14 protein-coding genes are annotated in these 17,552 nt (G+C 68.4%); 8 read left to right on the top strand and 6 right to left on the bottom strand.

Annotation, left to right across the window (positions count from 1 at the left end; translation table 11 throughout):
- The first annotated feature begins 52 nt into the window (after positions 1 to 52).
- Entirely contained in the window at positions 53 to 1,507 is a 1,455-nt protein-coding gene (locus ACIQK7_RS01045) for an MFS transporter (RefSeq protein ID WP_403020357.1), read from the top strand.
- A 1-nt stretch (position 1,508) separates the two neighbouring features.
- Here the strand turns inward: ACIQK7_RS01045 and hisN are convergent, their stop codons facing one another.
- From hisN to aroA, 3 genes are read right to left on the bottom strand one after another with little or no spacing between them, the layout of a single operon-like run.
- Positions 1,509 to 2,288 carry a histidinol-phosphatase gene (gene hisN / locus ACIQK7_RS01040; RefSeq protein ID WP_403020355.1) on the bottom strand — a complete coding sequence of 260 codons (780 nt, stop codon included), beginning with the start codon at positions 2,286 to 2,288 and terminating at the stop codon, positions 1,509 to 1,511.
- Between the two features lie 41 nt (positions 2,289 to 2,329).
- Complete coding sequence (gene rsgA / locus ACIQK7_RS01035) at positions 2,330 to 3,352, bottom strand: ribosome small subunit-dependent GTPase A (protein WP_403020353.1); 1,023 nt, start codon at positions 3,350 to 3,352, stop codon at positions 2,330 to 2,332.
- 14 nt (positions 3,353 to 3,366) lie between these two features.
- On the bottom strand, positions 3,367 to 4,770 hold the full coding sequence (aroA, locus tag ACIQK7_RS01030) for a 3-phosphoshikimate 1-carboxyvinyltransferase (protein ID WP_403020350.1): 1,404 nt from the start codon (positions 4,768 to 4,770) through the stop codon (positions 3,367 to 3,369).
- Between the two features lie 46 nt (positions 4,771 to 4,816).
- Between aroA and ACIQK7_RS01025 the strand changes: the two genes are divergently transcribed.
- Together ACIQK7_RS01025 and ACIQK7_RS01020 are read left to right on the top strand one after the other, a co-directional pair.
- Entirely contained in the window at positions 4,817 to 5,548 is a 732-nt protein-coding gene (locus tag ACIQK7_RS01025) for a sigma-70 family RNA polymerase sigma factor (protein WP_403020347.1), read from the top strand.
- Positions 5,545 to 5,787, top strand: a complete 243-nt coding sequence (locus ACIQK7_RS01020) for a zf-HC2 domain-containing protein (protein ID WP_403020345.1) — start codon at positions 5,545 to 5,547, stop codon at positions 5,785 to 5,787. Before ACIQK7_RS01025 ends, ACIQK7_RS01020 begins: the two co-directional genes overlap by 4 nt.
- 63 nt (positions 5,788 to 5,850) lie before the next feature.
- On the opposite strand, the gene ACIQK7_RS01015 is transcribed toward ACIQK7_RS01020, so the two are convergent.
- Positions 5,851 to 9,675 carry a multifunctional oxoglutarate decarboxylase/oxoglutarate dehydrogenase thiamine pyrophosphate-binding subunit/dihydrolipoyllysine-residue succinyltransferase subunit gene (locus tag ACIQK7_RS01015; RefSeq protein ID WP_403020342.1) on the bottom strand — a complete coding sequence of 1,275 codons (3,825 nt, stop codon included), beginning with the start codon at positions 9,673 to 9,675 and terminating at the stop codon, positions 5,851 to 5,853.
- A gap of 134 nt (positions 9,676 to 9,809) precedes the next feature.
- Between ACIQK7_RS01015 and ACIQK7_RS01010 the strand changes: the two genes are divergently transcribed.
- From ACIQK7_RS01010 to ACIQK7_RS01000, 3 genes are all read left to right on the top strand, one after another.
- Positions 9,810 to 11,249: a GuaB1 family IMP dehydrogenase-related protein gene (locus ACIQK7_RS01010; protein ID WP_403020340.1), complete on the top strand. Its 1,440-nt coding sequence runs from the start codon at positions 9,810 to 9,812 to the stop codon at positions 11,247 to 11,249.
- Positions 11,250 to 11,334: 85 nt separating this feature from the next.
- Complete coding sequence (locus ACIQK7_RS01005) at positions 11,335 to 12,651, top strand: hemolysin family protein (RefSeq protein WP_403020338.1); 1,317 nt, start codon at positions 11,335 to 11,337, stop codon at positions 12,649 to 12,651.
- A complete protein-coding gene (locus tag ACIQK7_RS01000) occupies positions 12,648 to 13,688 on the top strand; it encodes a hemolysin family protein (RefSeq protein WP_403020335.1) in 1,041 nt (346 codons plus the stop codon). Before ACIQK7_RS01005 ends, ACIQK7_RS01000 begins: the two co-directional genes overlap by 4 nt.
- A gap of 10 nt (positions 13,689 to 13,698) precedes the next feature.
- Here the strand turns inward: ACIQK7_RS01000 and ACIQK7_RS00995 are convergent, their stop codons facing one another.
- On the bottom strand, positions 13,699 to 14,814 hold the full coding sequence (locus ACIQK7_RS00995) for an NADH:flavin oxidoreductase/NADH oxidase (RefSeq protein WP_403020332.1): 1,116 nt from the start codon (positions 14,812 to 14,814) through the stop codon (positions 13,699 to 13,701).
- A 22-nt stretch (positions 14,815 to 14,836) separates the two neighbouring features.
- Here ACIQK7_RS00995 and ACIQK7_RS00990 point away from each other — a divergent pair, with 22 nt between their 5' ends.
- Together ACIQK7_RS00990 and ACIQK7_RS00985 are read left to right on the top strand one after the other, a co-directional pair.
- Entirely contained in the window at positions 14,837 to 15,640 is an 804-nt protein-coding gene (locus tag ACIQK7_RS00990) for an NAD(P)H-hydrate dehydratase (RefSeq protein ID WP_403020329.1), read from the top strand.
- Entirely contained in the window at positions 15,637 to 16,845 is a 1,209-nt protein-coding gene (locus ACIQK7_RS00985) for a glycosyltransferase 87 family protein (RefSeq protein WP_403020326.1), read from the top strand. Before ACIQK7_RS00990 ends, ACIQK7_RS00985 begins: the two co-directional genes overlap by 4 nt.
- A 12-nt stretch (positions 16,846 to 16,857) precedes the next feature.
- Here the strand turns inward: ACIQK7_RS00985 and ACIQK7_RS00980 are convergent, their stop codons facing one another.
- Positions 16,858 to 17,529: a response regulator gene (locus ACIQK7_RS00980; RefSeq protein WP_403020323.1), complete on the bottom strand. Its 672-nt coding sequence runs from the start codon at positions 17,527 to 17,529 to the stop codon at positions 16,858 to 16,860.
- Positions 17,530 to 17,552 lie beyond the last annotated feature (23 nt).

Here is a 17,552-nt window from a genome sequence, read left to right as displayed (position 1 = left end):
ATATACAGTAATGCACGAATATTCTGCACCACTGCACGAATACAATCAGGGGATGCCCACCATACGCTCCCAGGTCTCCGATCGCGCACGGTGGCAGGCCTTCGCTGTGTGTTCCGCCGCAGCCGCACTCACGATCCTCGACCTCTCCAAGGTCAACGTCGCCCTGCCGTCGATCGAGGCTTCCCTCGGGGCTGGCCCGAGCGAGCTACAGCTGATCGTCGCTGGTTACGCGCTCGCGATGGGGCTCGTGCTCGTGCCCGCCGGTCGGCTCGGCGACATCCATTCCCGCAAGCTCTTCTTCGCGATCGGGCTCAGCGTCTTCGTCGCAACGAGCATCATGTGTGCCGTCGCGCCGACGATTGAGATCCTTGTCCTGGGTCGGATGCTGCAGGGCGTCGCTGCAGGCATCCACATGCCGCAGATCCTCGGCCTGATCCAACAACTGTTCCAGGGGCCAGAGCGGGGCAAGGCCTTCGGCCTCTTCGGTGCCATCATCGGCCTTTCGACCGCATTCGGGCCCACCCTCGGCGGTCTCCTCATCGCAGTGGGCGGCGAACAGGACGGCTGGCGCCTCACCTTCTGGATGAACGTGCCGCTCGGATTGCTCGCGCTCGCCTTCGCGCTGTGGCGGCTGCCGGCGCAGCAGCATCACGAGACCAAGCGCACCGAGATCGACCTCATCGGTGTGCTCCTTCTGGGTGCCACCGTCTTCGGCCTCATGCTGCCGTTCGTGCTCACGACGGGTCGGCCGAGCGACGACCCCGCCCGCTGGTGGTGGCTGCTGCTCTTCGCCGCAGCGGGTGCCGCGTTCGTCTGGTGGGAGAACCGCTACGTCGCGGGAGGCAAGTCGCCCGTGATCGATTTCGGGCTCTTCCGGCTGACCTCCTATCGCAACGGTGTGCTCATTGCGACGGCGTACTTCGCCGCAACGCCTGCAATCTTCCTCATCAACACGCTCTTCCTGCAGAACGGGCTCGGCGTCTCCGCTGTCTTCGCGGGCATGGTGAGCATCCCCTTCGCGCTTGTCTCGGCCTACACCTCGGCGGTCGGCGGGCGACACGTCGCCACGATGGGCCGCCGCCTCGTGTTCATCGGCCTCGTGCTCGTCGGCGTGGGGTTCGGGGCCTCGATTCCCGTCGCCCTCCTCGCCCCGCCCGCGCTGGTGCCGTGGCTACTCGCGGTGCTCATGGGCGTCGCAGGAGCGGGAGGCGGCCTCGTCATCTCGCCCAACCAGACCATCACGCTCACCGACGTCCCGGTCGTGCAGGGTGGTGTCGCCGGCTCGATCGCCCAGGTCGGCCAGCGGGTCGGCACGGCCGTCGGTGTCGCGGTCGCGAGCTCGGCCTTCTTCGCCACGATCTTCCGCGAGGAGGCCACCGAGAGCCTGCGCAACGCATTCAGCCACGCCTACGCGTTCGGGATGCTCGCCGCCCTCGGTCTCGTCGGCATCGCGCTCATCTTCGCAATCGCCGACCTGCGCTCGATCAGGGGCATGCGCCGCGAGTAGCTCAGCGCCGCGCGATGATGTCGAGCACAGCCTCATGCAGGAGACCGTTGCTCGCGAGCGCTGAGCCATGCCAGGGGCCCGGCTCGCCGTCGGCCGAGGTGAAGGTGCCCCCGGCCTCCTCGATGATCGGCACGAGCGCCGCCATGTCGTAGGGCTGGAGGTCGAACTCGCCTGCCATGTCGATGAGTCCTTCGGCGACCATCATGTACGACCACATGTCACCGTAGGCGCGCGTGCGCCAGACGGCGCGCGAGAGGGCGACGAGCTCATCGAGCCTGCCGTGCCAGTCCCACTGCTGGATGCTGTTGTAGCTGATCGAGGCATCCGCGAGTGCGGCGACCTTCGAGACCTGCAGGCGGCGCCCCTGCGGTGACTCGGCATCGCGCACGAAGGCGCCCTCGCCCCGCTCCGCCCACCAGCGCTTGCCGAGGGCGGGCGCGCTGACGACGCCGAGCACGGGAACCCCGTCGACTGCGAGCGCGATGAGCGTCGCCCACACGGGCACGCCGCGCACGAAGTTCGAGGTGCCGTCGATGGGGTCGATGATCCACTGGCGACGCGAGTCTCCCGAGGTGCCGAACTCCTCCCCGAGGATCGCGTCGTCCGGGCGCTCGGAAGCGAGCAGGGCGCGGATGGCCTCCTCTGCCGCGCGGTCGGCATCCGACACCGGCGTCATGTCGGGCTTCGTCGTCACGACGAGGTCGTTCGCCCGGAAGCGGGCGGCGGATACGGCGTCTGCGGCATCGGCAAGGCGCTGTGCCAGATCGAGGTCATCGCTCACGTCTCAAGGCTAGCGCGAAGGCTAGAGGCAGCCGGGTCCGCTCACGCCAGGGAGGCGAGCATCCGTTGGAAGGAGTCGAGGCGTTGCCTACCGAAGTCGCCGAGCCTCCCGGATTCGGCACGCTCGACGAGCTCGCAATCGGGGGCATCCGGAAGGTGTGTGCACCCGCGCGGGCACTCCTCTGCGATCTCAGCGAGGTCGGTGAACGAGCGCAGCACGTTATCGACATCGACGTGCCCGAGGCCGAAGGACCGCACGCCCGGCGTATCGATGATCCAGCCGCCCTCTACGCGGTAGGAGACGGTTGACGAGGAGGTGTGGCGCCCGCGGCCGGTCACCTCATTGACGTGCCCGGTTGCCCGGTTCGCCTCCGGCACGAGGGCATTCACGAGGGTCGACTTGCCGACCCCCGAGTGGCCGACCGCGACGGTCGAATGTCCAGCGAGGAGCGTGAGGATCTCCTCGGTGGGCGTCGCGCCCTTGCCGCTCGTGACGATCGTGAGGTCCAGCCCCGCGAACTCCGCGAGGAAAGGTTCGGGGTCGGCGAGGTCGGTCTTGGTGATGCAGAGGATTGGCTCGATACCGGCGTCGAATGCCGCCACGAGGTAGCGGTGCACGAGACGCGGCCGCGGCTCCGGGTTCGCGACCGCGACGACGATGAGCATCTGGTCGGCGTTCGCGACGATGATGCGCTCGACCTCGTCGGAGTCGTCGGCGCTTCGACGCAGCACCGTGTCGCGAGGGCGGATGCGCACGATGCGCGCGAGGCTTCCCTCGATTCCCGAGGTGTCACCGACGACGTCGACCCGGTCGCCCGTCACGATTGCCTGACGGCGAAGTTCGCGCGCGCGCGTCGCCGTGACGGCGTGCTCGCCGGCACCCCCTTCATCGACGAGCACGGTGTAGCGGCCGCGGTCGACGGTCACGACCCGGGCTTCGACCGCGTCTTCGTGCTCGGGTCGTCTCTTGGTGCGTGGCTTGTTGGCCTTCGGGTTGGGCCTCGACTTCGCCTCGTAGTCGGCATAGCGATCGTCGTCGTCATCGACGTCGGTGAGCCAGCTCATGCGAGTGCCACGCGCTACAGCAGCCCGAGCGGGTCGACCGAGGGGCGGGTCAGGCCGAGGAGGGGGCCGAACCAGAGTTCAGCGAACTCGGGCAGGGTCTTCGAAGTCGTCGAGATGTCATCGATCTCGACGCCCTCGACCGCGAGGCCGACGACGGCGCCGGCCGTCGCCATCCGGTGGTCCTCGTAGGTGCGCCAGGGCCCGCCGTGCAGGGCGCGGGGCTCGATCGCGAGACCGTCGGGCAGTTCACTCACCGCGCCGCCGAGTCCGTTGATCTCGGCGACGAGTGCCGCGAGTCGGTCGGTCTCGTGCCCGCGGAGGTGGCCGATGCCGGTGATGCGGCTCGGACTCTCGGCGAGCGCCGCAAGCGCGACGATCGTGGGGGCGAGCTCGCCGCCGATGCTGAGATCCATGTCGACGCCCGGCAGCGCCTTGCCGCCGATGAGGCCAGCGCCGCCGTCGACCGTGATCGAGCCGTCGGCGACCGTGACGGATGCCCCGAACTGCGGCAGGAGGCGCGCGAGTTCGGCGCCGACCTGGGTTGTCTGCTGGGGCCAGCCGTCGATCGTCACGGTGCCACCCGCGATGAGGGCGGCCGCGAGGAACGGCGCGGCATTGGAGAGGTCCGGCTCGATCGCGACCTCGGCTGCCGCGATCGGCCCTGGCTCGACGATCCACTCACCGCTGCGCGGCGAGGTGACCTCGACGCCGCGCTGGCGCAGGCATTCGACCGTCATCTCGATGTGCGGCATGCTCGGCAGGTGCTCGCCCGTGTGACGAAGCTGCAGACCGTGTGCGAAGCGGGGCGCCGAAAGCAGGAGACCGGAGACGAACTGGCTCGAGGCTGAGGCATCGATCTCGAGGGGGCCTCCCTCGACGCTGCCGGAGCCGTAGAGGCTGAAGGGGAGGGCTCCGCGTCCGTCATCGTTGACGTCAACGCCGAGCTCACGCAGGGAGTCGATCGTGGTGCGCATGGGGCGGCGGCGTGCTGATTCGTCGCCGTCGAACGCGACCGGGCCAAGCGCGAGGGCAGCAACCGGCGGGATGAATCGCATGACCGTGCCGGCGAGCCCGCAGTCGACGGATGCCCCACCAGAGAGCTCTCCCGGGGTGATGACGAGGTCGGGGCCGAACGGCCCGGGCTCGCCCTCCTCGATCACGGTGCCGAGGCCGCGGAGGGCGTCGATCATGAGGGCGCTGTCCCGCGAGTGAAGGGGCCTGCGGAGCACGGACGGGCCATCCGCGAGCGCAGACAGCACGAGTTCGCGGTTCGTGAGCGACTTCGAGCCCGGGATCGACACGGTGGCCGAGAGGGGGGCAGTCGCGGTCGGTGCCGTCCAGGGACCGTCGTCGGGCTCGACGAGTGCCTCGCCCTGGTAGGGGTCGAAGTCGGGATTGGAATATTTGGAGATCAGCATCGTTGTCAAGGGTATCGGCTGTTGCTGGCACACGATGGGAGGACGAATGACGCTCACGCTCGACCCAATCTCCACCTTCCTCTCGCCTGCCCGCGAACTAAGCTTGGCGGCGATGCCAAGCGATATCCCCGCCCCCGAAGACCACGAATCGGCCGCTCCTCCCACCGACGCTCGCGACGACGCTGCCGAGGGCGCGTCTCCTGAGCTTCGAGACCTGTTCGAGGAGCAGGCCATGCCCTTCATGGACCAGCTCTACGCGGCTGGCATGCGGATGACGCGCAACCCTGCCGACGCCGCCGATCTCGTGCAGGAGACCTACGTCAAGGCCTTCGCTGCCTTCGGCCGCTTCGAACAGGGCACGAACCTCAAGGCATGGCTCTACCGCATCCTCACCAATACCTTCATCAACACCTATCGCAAGAAGCAGCGCGAGCCCTATCAGGGCACGATCGACGACCTCGAGGACTGGCAGTTGGGCGGCGCCGAGTCGACCACCTCCACCTCCTCGCGTTCTGCCGAGGCTGAGGCGATCGACCACCTGCCAGACAGCGCGGTCAAGGATGCGCTGCAGGCAATCCCCGAAGACTTCCGCCTGGCGGTCTACCTGGCCGACGTCGAGGGCTTCGCCTACCAGGAGATCGCCGACATCATGAAGACCCCCGTCGGCACCGTCATGAGCCGACTCCACCGCGGACGCCGCCTCCTGCGCGGCCTGCTCGCGGAATACGCACAGGGCCGCGGCTTCGAGGCCGCGCCGACCACCGGGAGCAAGAAATGACCGACTGCGGTTGCGAGAAGGCGAAGGCCGAACTCGAGGAATACCTGCACAACGAACTCAAGGCACAGGATGCGGCCGACATCTGCGACCACATCGACAACTGTCCTGACTGCGCGAATGAGGCGCATATCGGCGAAGTGCTCACGCTCGCGGTGAAGCGCGCGTGCCAGGAGACGGCGCCAGAAGACCTCAAAGACCAGGTGCTCGCGCGCATCAGGGAGATCCAGGCGACGCACTAGCCGCACACAACGACAAAGGGCGGGCATCCGATCGGATGCCCGCCCTTCGCTTTGAGCTCTGCCCTAGATGGTGAGGGCGCGGTCGATCAGCTCGGCCTGCTCCTGCGCGCTGCGCTTGGTTGAACCGGTCGCGGGGGAGGCCGACGCCGGACGGCAGGCGACCTTCATCTCGCGGTTCGGCAGGCTGCGCTTGAGCTCCATGTAGATGAACGGCCAGGCGCCCTGGTTCTCCGGCTCCTCCTGGGCCCACATGAGTTCCGCGTTGGGGTACTGCGAGAGCACCGCCGAGAGCTCACGGAGCGGCAGCGGGTAGTACTGCTCCACCCGCACGAGCGCGATGTCGTTGATCTCGCGCTTCTGCAGCTCGTTCTTTAGGTCGTAGTGCAGCTTGCCGGCGTGCAGCACGACCCGCTTCACGGCACCCTTGTCGACGCTCGTGTCGTCGATCACGGGCTCGAAGCGACCGTTCGTGAAGTCCGCGATGTCGCTCGTGGCGCCACGGAGCCGCAGCATCGCCTTCGGGGTGAAGACGACGAGCGGGCGACGCGGCCGGGCGTAGGCCTGGCGGCGCAGCAGGTGGAAGTACGAGGCGGGCGTCGAGGGACGCGCGACCGTCATGTTGTTCTCCGCGCACAGCTGCAGGAAGCGCTCGATGCGGGCCGAGGAGTGGTCGGGGCCCTGGCCCTCGTAGCCGTGGGGGAGCAGGAGCACGACGCTCGAGCGCTGCCCCCACTTCTGCTCGGCACTCGCGATGAACTCGTCGATGACCGTCTGGGCGCCGTTCGCGAAGTCGCCGAACTGCGCCTCCCAGAGCACGAGGGCGTCGGCACGCTCGACCGAGTAGCCGTACTCGAAGCCCATCGCCGCGTACTCGCTCAGCAGCGAGTCATAGATCCAGAAGCGGGCCTGGTTCTCGCTGAGGTTGAGCAGTGGCAGCCATTCCTGGCCGTTCTCGCGGTCGTGGAGCACCGCGTGGCGTTGCACGAAGGTGCCGCGGCGAGCATCCTGGCCGGCGAAGCGCACGGGGGTGCCCTCGAGCAGGAGCGAACCGAGCGCGATGAGCTCGCCGAAGCCCCAGTCGATGCCGCCCTTGCGGCTCATGTCGACGCGCTTCTTGAGGAGCGCGTCGAGCTTGGGGTGCACCGTGAAGCCGGCCGGCTTATTGGCGTGCGCGTCACCGATGGTGGTGATGACGGACTCCGCGACACCGGTCGTTTCGAGTTCGCCAGCGCGGTCGTCCTGCTGCGAGTCGGGCCGCTCGAGGTCGCTCTGGGCGTTGCCGTCCTGCGTCACGATCGGCATCGAGTTCGTCTGCGCCGCGTGCGTCTCGGCGAAGGCGCGCTCCAGGCGGTCCTGGAAGTCGGCCTGCGCCGCCGCGTACTCCTCCTGGGTGATGTCGCCGCGTCCCACAAGCGCCTCGCCGTAGAGCGTGCGCACGCTGCGCTTCGCCTCGATGAGGTTGTACATGAGGGGCTGCGTCATCGAGGGGTCGTCGCCCTCGTTGTGGCCGCGACGGCGGTAGCAGACGAGGTCGATCACGACGTCCTTGTGGAACTTCTCGCGGAACTCGAGGGCGAGCTCTGCGACGCGGACGACCGCCTCGGGGTCGTCGCCGTTCACGTGGAAGATGGGTGCCTGCACGGTCTTCGCGACATCCGTCGAGTAGACCGAGCTGCGGGCCTCGCCGGGAGGCGTCGTGAAGCCGACCTGGTTGTTGACGACGACGTGGATCGTGCCGCCAGTGCGGTAGCCGCGGAGCTGCGACATCTGCAGCACCTCGACGACGATGCCCTGGCCGGCCATGGCCGCGTCACCGTGCACCATGATCGGCACGACCTGGAAGGTACCGATCGGCTTGCGGTCCTGCTTGGCGCGGACGATGCCCTCGAGCACGCCGTCGACCGCCTCGAGGTGCGAGGGGTTCGCCGCGAGGTAGACGGGGATCTGCTCGCCGCCGAGCGCCGTGAAGGTGCCCTCGGTGCCGAGGTGGTACTTGACGTCGCCGGAGCCCTGCACGGTGCGAGGGTCCTGTGTGCCCTCGAACTCACGGAAGATCTGGCCGTAGGTCTTGCCGGCGATGTTCGTGAGCACGTTGAGGCGACCGCGGTGGGCCATGCCGATCGCGACCTCCTCGAGGCCCTTCTCGGCGGCGCCCTGAAGGATCGCGTCGAGGAGGGCGATCATCGACTCGCCACCCTCGAGGCTGAAGCGCTTCTGCCCGACGTACTTGGTCTGGAGGAAGGTCTCGAAGGCCTCGGCCTCGTTGAGCTTCGCGAGGATGCGCATCTGCTCGGCGTGCGTCGGCTTCTCGTAGGGCGCCTCGAGGCGCTCCTGCATCCACTTGCGCTCTTCGGGGTTCTGGATGTGCATGTACTCGACGCCGACCTTGCGGGCGTAGGCGTCGCGCAGGATTCCGAGGATGTCGCGCAGCTTCGCCGTGCGACGGCCGCCGAGGTTGCCCGTGACGAACTCCCGATCGAGGTCCCAGAAGGTGAGGCCGTGGCTCTCGATCTCGAGGTCGGGGTGCGAACGCTGCACGTACTCGAGCGGGTCGACGTCGGCCATGAGGTGGCCGCGCACGCGGAACGAGTTGATGAGTTCCTGCACGCGAGCGGTCTTGTCGATCGCCGAGGCGAGGTCGACGTGGATGTCGGGCGCCCAGCGGATGGGGGAGTACGGGATGCGCAGGTCGGCGAAGATCTCCTCGTAGAAGTCGTGCTTGCCGATCAGGCGCTCGTGGATGAGCTTGAGGAACTCGCCCGAGCCCGCGCCCTGGATGACGCGGTGGTCGTAGGTCGACGAGATCGTCATGGTCTTGCCGATGCCGAGGTTCGCGAGGGTCTCTGCCGAGGTGCCCTGGAACTCGGCCGGATACTCCAGGGCGCCCGCGCCGATGATGCAGCCGGCACCCTTCATGAGGCGCGGCGCCGACTGCACGGTGCCGATGCCGCCCGGGTTGGTGAGCGAGATCGTGTTGCCCTGGTAGTCGGCCATCGTGAGCTTGTTGTCACGGGCGCGCTTGACGACATCCTCATAGGCGGCGAGGAACTGGCTGAAGTTCATCGTCTCGGTGCGCTTGACCCCGGGAACGACGAGCTGGCGTGAGCCGTCGGGCTTCGGGAGGTCGATCGCGATGCCCAGGTTGATGTGCGCCGGGGCGACGACGACGGGCTTGCCGTCGACCTCGTCGTAGTAGACGTTCTGGCTCGGGAAGTCGCGCAGCGCCTTCACCATCGCCCAGGCGAGCAGGTGCGTGAAGGAGACCTTGCCGCCGCGGGCGCGCTTGAGGTGGTTGTTGATGACGATGCGGTTGTCGATCATGAGCTTCGCCGGCACCGTGCGGTAGCTCGTCGCGGTGGGCACCGAGATGCTCTGGTCCATGTTGGCCGCGATCGTCTTGGCGACGCCCTTGAGCGGGGTGACGACATCCTGCGGCTCGCTCGGCTCGTCAGCAGCGGTGGGCGCTGCTGGCGCTTCGGCGGGGATCGGCTGCGGCTTGGCCTGGAGGGAGGTGGTGCGGGCGATGGGCTGGCTGCCGGTCGTGGTCGCGGGCTCCTTGCTGGGGGCCTGCCCTGAGGGCTCGTTCGTCACCTCGACGGGGATCTGCGGCTCCTGGCCCGAGGCGGGACCGCTCGAGTCGCTCGGCGCTTCCGGCGCGGCCTTCGACTCGTTGGCCGCGGGCTTCGCGCCGGACGAGGCATCCGTTGCCGGGTTCGAGACCTGGCCCTTGGTCTGGTGGTAGTTCTCGAGGATGGGCCACCATGACTTGTCGACCGAATTCCGGTCGACCTTGAACTGCTGGTACATCTCGTCGACGAGCCATTCATTGGCTCCGAACTCGCCTGAAGATCCCGCTTCAGAACCGATGCCGGTCACTTGGCTAGACACAGCCGCCCACTCTCCGTTGTCACTATCGATTGTTCGGCGCAGATCTGGGCGCCGATGGCCACATACAGACAACAAGCGTAATCCCTCCGGCTGGACGCTGCCGCCGAGTCGGGGTCGGGGCTACCCTTAAAAACATGAAGTTTTACGAGGCGTCCCCACGCCATGACCTCACCTACTCCGACGTCTTCCTCGTGCCGAGTCGATCCGGCGTCGACAGCAGGCTGGATGTCTCGCTCGATCCGACCGACGGCTCGGGCGCAACCCTGCCGATCGTGTCGTCGAACATGAACTCGGTCACGGGTGCGCGCCTCGCCGCCACGCTCGCTCGGAGGGGTGGTCTCGGGGTGCTGCCGCAGGACCTTCCGCTGCAGGAACTGGACGCCGCCATCCGCTGGGTCAAGGACCAGGCGCCCGGCTACGACACCCCGCTCGACCTCTCGGCCGACGAGACCGTCGACCACGCGCTCGAACTCGTGCCGCCCGTCGAGGGCCACGGCATCATCGTGCGCGATGGTGACGGTGAGTATCTCGGATGTCTCCCTGCCGCCAGGCTCGCGACGGCCCTGCCGGATGCCCGTCTCGGCGACCTGCTGCGCGGCGAGCTTCCCTCGATCGACGTCGATGATGTCGACGAGCCGCGGGCCGCGTTCGACCTCATGGTCGAGGCCGAGCTCGACTTCGCCCCCGTCATGCGCCACGGCAAAGTCGTCGGCACGCTCAGCCGGCGCAGTGCCCTTCGTGGCACCCTCTACCGTCCCGCCGTCGACGGCGATGGCCGCCTGCGCGTGGCGGCAGCCGTCGGCATCAATGGGGACATCGAGGCGAAGGCCAGGGCCCTCGCGGACGCCGGCGTCGACGTGCTCGTGCTCGATACGGCCCACGGCCACCAGGAGGGCATGGTCGGAGCGGTGGAACGGGTCGCGGCGCTTGACCTCGGCCTGCCGCTCGTCGCCGGCAACGTCGTGACGGCGAACGCCGTGCGTGACCTCGTCTCGGCCGGCGCGAGCATTCTCAAGGTGGGCGTCGGCCCCGGGGCCATGTGCACGACCCGCATGATGACCGCCGTGGGGCGCCCGCAGTTCTCCGCGGTGCTCGAGACGGCCGAGGTCGCGGCCGAGCTGGGCGCCCACGTCTGGGCAGACGGGGGAGTGCGGTACCCGCGCGACGTCGCCCTCGCGCTGGCGGCGGGTGCGGCATCCGTCATGATCGGCTCCTGGTTCGCCGGCACGATCGAGGCACCGGGTCGCCTGCAGACGGATGCCGAAGGTCGCCTCTACAAGGAGAGCTGGGGCATGGCCTCGACCAAGGCCGTGCAGGCGCGCTTCAACCGCCTGAGCCCCTACGAGCTCGCACGTCGCGAGCTGTTCGCGGAGGGCATCTCGAGCTCGCGCATCTACCTCGACCCGCTTCGGCCCTCGGTCGAGGACCTCCTCGACATGATCACCTCGGGGGTGCGCAGCTCCTTCACCTATGCCGGCGCGCGAACGCTCGCGGAGTTCCACGACCGGGCGCTCGTCGGCATCCAGTCGGCTGCCGGCTACGAGGAGGGCAAGGCGCTGCCGGTCAGCTGGTAGCCGACTCGCAGAAGAAGCGTCGGTGGGGTCGGCTATAGTTGGCGCAAATGGACGACCCTCCCTCTAGTTATTCGTCGGTGGCCCAGTGCACGAGCTGATCCTGCTCGCCATCGGCATCGTGCTCACGATCGGCACCGGCCTGTTCGTGGCATCCGAGTTCGCCCTTGTCAACCTCGATCGCCAGGAACTCGAGGCTCGGCAGGCCAGGGGCGAGTCCCGACTCACCATGACGATCGCCGCACTGCGGCGCACCTCGACGCACCTCTCCAGCGCTCAACTGGGCATCACGCTCACGACGCTCCTGACGGGCTACACGCTCGAGCCCGCCTTCAGCGCGCTCCTCGCGGGGCCGCTGTCGGTCTTCGGCCTTCCCGAGGCGGTCGAACGCGGAGTCGCCGCCATCGTCGCGGTCACGATCGCGACGCTGCTCTCCATGATCATCGGCGAGCTCGTGCCGAAGAACTTCGCCCTCGCGCTGCCGCTCGGCACCGCCAAGGTCGTGGTGCCGTTCCAGCTCGCCTTCACATGGGTCTTCAAGCCGGCCGTCGCGCTGCTCAACAACTCCGCCAACGTCATTCTGCGAAGCGTCGGCATTGAGCCGAAGGAAGAGCTGTCGTCGGCACGCACGGCAGAGGAGCTGACCTCGCTCCTGCGCCGCTCCGCCATGGCGGGAACCCTTGAGGTCGACACGGCGACACTCCTCGCGCGCACCCTCGCCTTCAACGAGCATGTCGCGGCCGATGTCATGACGCCGCGGCCCCGAGTCTCGAGCGTCGAACGTGGCGACTCGGCCCAGGTCGTGCTCGACCTTGCCAAGAGCACCGGCTTCTCCCGATTCCCCGTCGTCGATGACGGCATCGATGACGTCGTCGGCATCGTGCACGTCAAGCAGGCGGTGGCCGTGCCGCGGGAGAAGCGAGCGGATGTTCCGGCCTCCGCACTCCAGAGCGACGCGCTGCGCGTGCCCGAGACCATGCGGCTCGACTCGCTGCTCGAGGAGCTGCGCCAGCACGGCTACCAGATGGCGGTGGTGCTCGATGAGTACGGCGGCACCGCGGGCGTCGTGACGCTCGAGGACCTTGTGGAGGAGCTGGTCGGCGAGGTCTCCGATGAGCACGACCGCACGCGCGCTGGTGTCGTGCGTTCCCGCAACTGGCTGACCTTCCCCGGAATGCTCCGGCCGGATGAGCTCCTTGAGCGGGCGGATGTCACGGTGCCCGAGGATGGCCCCTACGAGACCGTCGCAGGCTTCCTCATGAGCGAACTGGGTCGGCTGCCCAAGGTGGGCGACACGGTCGCGATCGACGCCGGTGAATTCCGGGTCGAGCGGATGGACGGTCGACGCATCGACCGCATCCGCTTCACGCCGCGTGCGGAGCAGATCGTGGAGGAGGAGCGATGAGCGACGTCTGGGGCATCGTGTGGCTTGTCGTGCTGCTCGGCGCGAACGCCTTCTTCGTCGGCGCCGAGTTCGCCGTCATCTCTGCCCGTCGCTCGCAGATCGAGCCCAAGGCCGAAGCGGGTTCGCGCGCGGCAAAGACGACGCTCTACGCAATGGAGCACGCGACCCTCATGCTGGCGACGAGCCAGTTGGGCATCACGGTGTGCTCGCTCCTGATCCTGAACGTCTCGGAGCCGGCGATCCATCACCTACTCGAGGTGCCGCTCGGCCTCACGGGCTGGGCCCCTGAGATCATCAGCACGGTCGCGTTCATCATCGCCCTCGTGATCGTCTCGTTCCTCCACGTCGTGCTGGGCGAGATGGTTCCGAAGAACCTGTCGTTCTCGCTACCGGATCGCATGGCCCTCATCCTCGCGCCACCACTCGTGTGGGTGTCCCGCGTCTTCAAGCACCTCATCTGGGCGCTCAACTCGATCGCAAACGGGGTGCTGCGGCTCTTCGGCGTCGAGCCGAAGAACGAGGCGACGAGCTCCTTCACCTTCGACGAGGTCGCCAATATCGTGGCCCACTCGACCCGCGAGGGCGTGCTGACAGATACGACCGGTGCGCTGTCGAATGCCTTCGAGTTCACCTCGAAGAAGGCGCGCGATATCGCCGTCGGGCTCGACACGCTCGTCTCGGTGTCGGAGGCGGCGACGCCTGCCGAGGTCGAGCGCGCGGTCGCACAGCACGGGTTCTCGCGCTACGTGCTCGTGGACGATGAAGGCGAACCGAGCGGCTACCTGCACCTGAAGGACGTGATCGACCTCGACGAGGACGGCGAATTCACGGAACCCGTGCCGCCCAAGCGCATCCGGCACCTCATCTCGGTGTTCGAGGACACCGACCTGGAGGACGCCCTCGCGACCATGCGCCGCTCCGGCGTGCACATCGCACGCGTCTTCGACGCGGAGGGCGCCACGAAGGGTGTGCTCTTCCTCGAGGACATCATCGAGGAGCTGGTCGGCGAGGTGCAGGACGCGACCCGACGGCTCTAGCGGAGCGGAGTCACCAGCGTTCGATCGGCGTGAGCGCGCGACGGTATGCCGCCGGCCAAGACCCGGGTTCCAGCCCGAGTTCGACCGCCGCGCGGGTGGGGAAGTTCGGGTCGCGCATGAGCTTGCGGCCCATCATGACCGCATCGGCACGGCCTTCCCGCACGACAGCATCCGCCTGCTCGGCCGTCGTGATGAGGCCGACCGCGCTCACGGCTGAGCCGGTCGCACGCCTGAGCGCCTCGGCGAAACCGACCTGGTAGCCCGGACCGACCGCGATCTTCGCGTTCGGGATGAGGCCCCCGCTCGACACGTCGAAGAGGTCGACGCCGCGGTCGGCCAGCCAACCGCCGACGACCGCCATCTGCTCCGGGTCCCACGATGGGCCCGCCTCGGCTGGCGCCCAGTCGGTGGCGGAGAAGCGCACGAAGAGCGCGCGGTCGTCGCCGATGACCGAGCGCACGGCATCCGTCACCCGCAGGAGCAGGGCCGCGCGATTCTCGAGCGAGCCACCCCACTCGTCGTCACGCGTGTTGCTGAGCGGCGAGAGGAACTGGTGCAGCAGGTAGCCGTGGGCGGCGTGGATCTCGATGACGTCGAAACCCGCCCGCACGGAACGCTCCGCCGCGGAGGCGAAGTCCTGGATGACGCCCTGGATGCCGGCTTCGTCGAGCGCGACGGGAGCGGCATAGTCGCCGAAGGGGATCGCGCTCGGAGCGACGGTCTGCCAGCCACCGGCATCCTGCGGTCTCGTGATGCCGCCGCGCGGCCCCCACTCGCGCCACATCGAGCCCTTGCGGCCGGCGTGGGCGAGCTGGATGCCCGCCGCCGAGCCCTGTCTGTGGATGAAGTCGACGATGCGGCGCCAGGCCTCCGCCTGTTCCTCGTTGTAGATGCCGGTGTCCTCGGCCGAGATGCGGCCCTCGGGGCTGACCCCCGTCGCCTCCGTCATGACGAGGCCTGCGCCGCCCCGGGCGAAGGAGCCCAGGTGCACGAGGTGCCAGTCCGTGGGCACGCCGTCCTCGGCATCGACCGAGTACTGGCAGAGGGGTGACACCCAGAGGCGGTTGCGCAACTGCACGGATCGGAGGTTGAGCGGAGCGAAGAGTGAGGGCGCGGTATCGGTCACTTCACCAAACTATCGTGGACGTATGCGCGCACCCGTCGAGTGGACCCGGAGAGACACGGCGGCCATGATCACGACGCCCACCGCGAGCGACGACAAGTACACCCGCGGGGTCCTCGGCATTGCGACGGGCTCCGACACCTATCCCGGCGCCGCCGTGCTCGGCGTCGACGCTGCCCTTGCCACGGGGGTCGGCATGGTGCGCTACCTGGGCCCCGAGCGACCCACGGCGCTCGTGTTGCAGGCGTGCCCCGAGGTCGTCACGCAGCCGGGGCGCGTGCAGGCCTGGCTCGCAGGCTCGGGTGCCGGTGAAGACCGCAGTTCGCACTGGGACGACGTCGTGACGGATGCGGTGCCCGCCGTGCTCGACGCGGGTGCCCTCTCGCTCGTGCATGAGGTCGCCGGCCCCGCCGTGCTGACGCCGCACCACCGGGAACTCGCGAGACTCATGGACGTGGACACCGAGTGGGTCGCCGAGCACCCCGCCCGCGCGGCGAGCGAGGCGGCGGCATCTCTCGGCTCGGTCGTGCTCCTCAAGGGCAACAGCACCCTCGTGGCGACGCCCGGGGGTGAACTCATCGCGTGTCCACCCGCGAGCCCGTGGCTCGCCACCGCTGGCACGGGCGACGTGCTGGCGGGGATCCTCGGCGCGCTCGTCGCGACCCACGCCAGCGAACTGAGCGACGATGACCGGATGCTCGCCCGCCTGGCCGCCTCGGCATCCGTCATCCACGCTGAGGCCGCAAGCCGGGCGTCTGCGGGCGGGCCCTTCACCGTGCGGGCGCTCATTGCCGCGATCCCGGCTGCGGTCGCCGGGCTCCTCGCGTGAGGCAGCGCGTCGGCGCCTCGCGCACCTGGCTGTGGTGCGCCTTCCTCGCCGCGAATGTCTGGATCGGCTGGCTGGCGTATACGGGTCCCGGGCACCCGATCGGCGATGTGTACCTCTACGCCTGGTGGGTCGAACTCGGCCTCGAGGGAGGGCCGTGGGTCGGCATCGACACCTCGTGGGTCTATCCCGTGCTCGCACTGCTCCCCATGACGGTCGCCGCCGTGGGCGGCAGCCACTACGCACTCGTGTGGCTCGCGCTCATGGTGCTGCTGAACTGCCTCGCGCTCGCATTCGTGACCGGATGGCGGGGCCGCGCGCGTGGTCTCGCGGCCGGCTGGTGGTGGACAGCGTACCTGGTCGCGGTCGGGCCGATCGCCCTCGGCCGCATCGACTCGGTCACCGTGCCGCTCGTCGTGATCGCGGCAGTGTTGTTCGCGCGTCGTCCCGTCGTGGCGGGGGCACTGCTCGCCGCAGCGACCTGGATGAAGGTCTGGCCGGCCGCCATCATCGGCGCCGCCCTCATCGCGCTGCGCGAGCGGTTCCACATCCTGCTGGGCGTGCTGGCGACGAGCGCGATCGTCATGATCACGGCCGTTGTGCTCGGGGGTGGGGCGCCCCTCTTCAGCTTCATCACGACCCAGACCGGCCGCGGCCTGCAGATCGAGGCGCCCGCGAGTGCCCCGTGGCTCTTGCTGGGAGCGTTGGGGGATGAGGCATCCGGCCTCTACTACGACGAGGAGATCCTGACCTACCAGGTCTTCGGGCCGCACGTCGAGGTGGTCGCCGCCATCATGACGCCCCTCCTTGCGCTGGTCGCCGCCGCGATCGTCGGCCTTGCGCTCTGGCTCCTGGGCCGAGGGGTGAGGCCGGAGGCGCTCCTCCCGCCCTTCGTGCTCGCCCTCGTGACCGCGATGATCGCCGTCAACAAGGTCGGATCGCCACAGTTCATCACCTGGCTCTCGGCGGCCGTCATCATCGGCCTGGTCGCGAAACCGAATGGCGCGGCGGCCTTCCGGATGCCTGCCGTGCTCGTGCTCGTGATCGCGCTGCTGACGCAGATCGTCTACCCCGTGCTCTACGGCTACCTGCTCGCCCTCGAGCCCGCCATGCTCACGGTGCTGACGCTGCGCAACCTGCTGCTCTTCGTGCTGCTGGGCTGGGCCGTGCGGGCGATGCTCCGCACGCCCCGTGCTCGGCGACGTTGACCGGCCTGCGAACTAGAAGTCGTGGGGTCCCTCACCGCGGAGCAGGATGCCGTCGGCGATCGCGCGCTTCCGCAGGGCCACCTTGGTGCCGACGTCGATGCCGGCGATGCGGTACTTCTCACGAATGCGCTTGAGGTACGACTTGGCCGTCTCCTCCGAGATGCCGAGCTGGTAGGCGACCGCCTTGACGGGCTCACCACCACCGTAGAGCGCCATGACGCGGCGCTCCTGTGCGCTCAGCTTGGGTGATCCGCCGACCTCGGTCTGGTTGATGGCGAGGTCGAGTTCGGCCGAGATGAAGGATTCGTCATTGGCTGCGGCCCGGATCGCCTCGACGATCATCGAGGCATCCTCCGTCTTGACGAGGTAGCCGAGCGCGCCGGCAGCGAGCGCCTCGCGCACGACGTTCGGCTCGGAGTAGGTGCTCATGAGCACGGTCTTGACGCCCGTCGTCTTGAGCGTCGAGATCTTGAGTGAGATGGGCAGGTTGTCCTTGAGGTCGAGGTCGAGGAGCACGACGTCGACGGGGAACTGCGGGTGCGTCAGGAGCTCTGGCCAGCTGGAGACGGCGGCGACAAGGTTGATGTCGGGAGCGGCCGAGCGAACCCACTCGGTCAGCGCCCCCAGAAGCATCTTGTGGTCATCAACGATCGCGAGTCGTAGTGGATCTGAAGCAATAGACACGTGATTCCCCTTATTTCGTCTTC

The organism is Salinibacterium sp. GXW1014 (assembly GCF_044769865.1).
In the GTDB taxonomy this organism is placed as follows: Bacteria; Actinomycetota; Actinomycetes; order Actinomycetales; family Microbacteriaceae; genus Homoserinimonas.
Note: the sequence above shows the minus strand (reverse complement) of the source record. Positions and strands in the feature narration are given on the sequence as shown.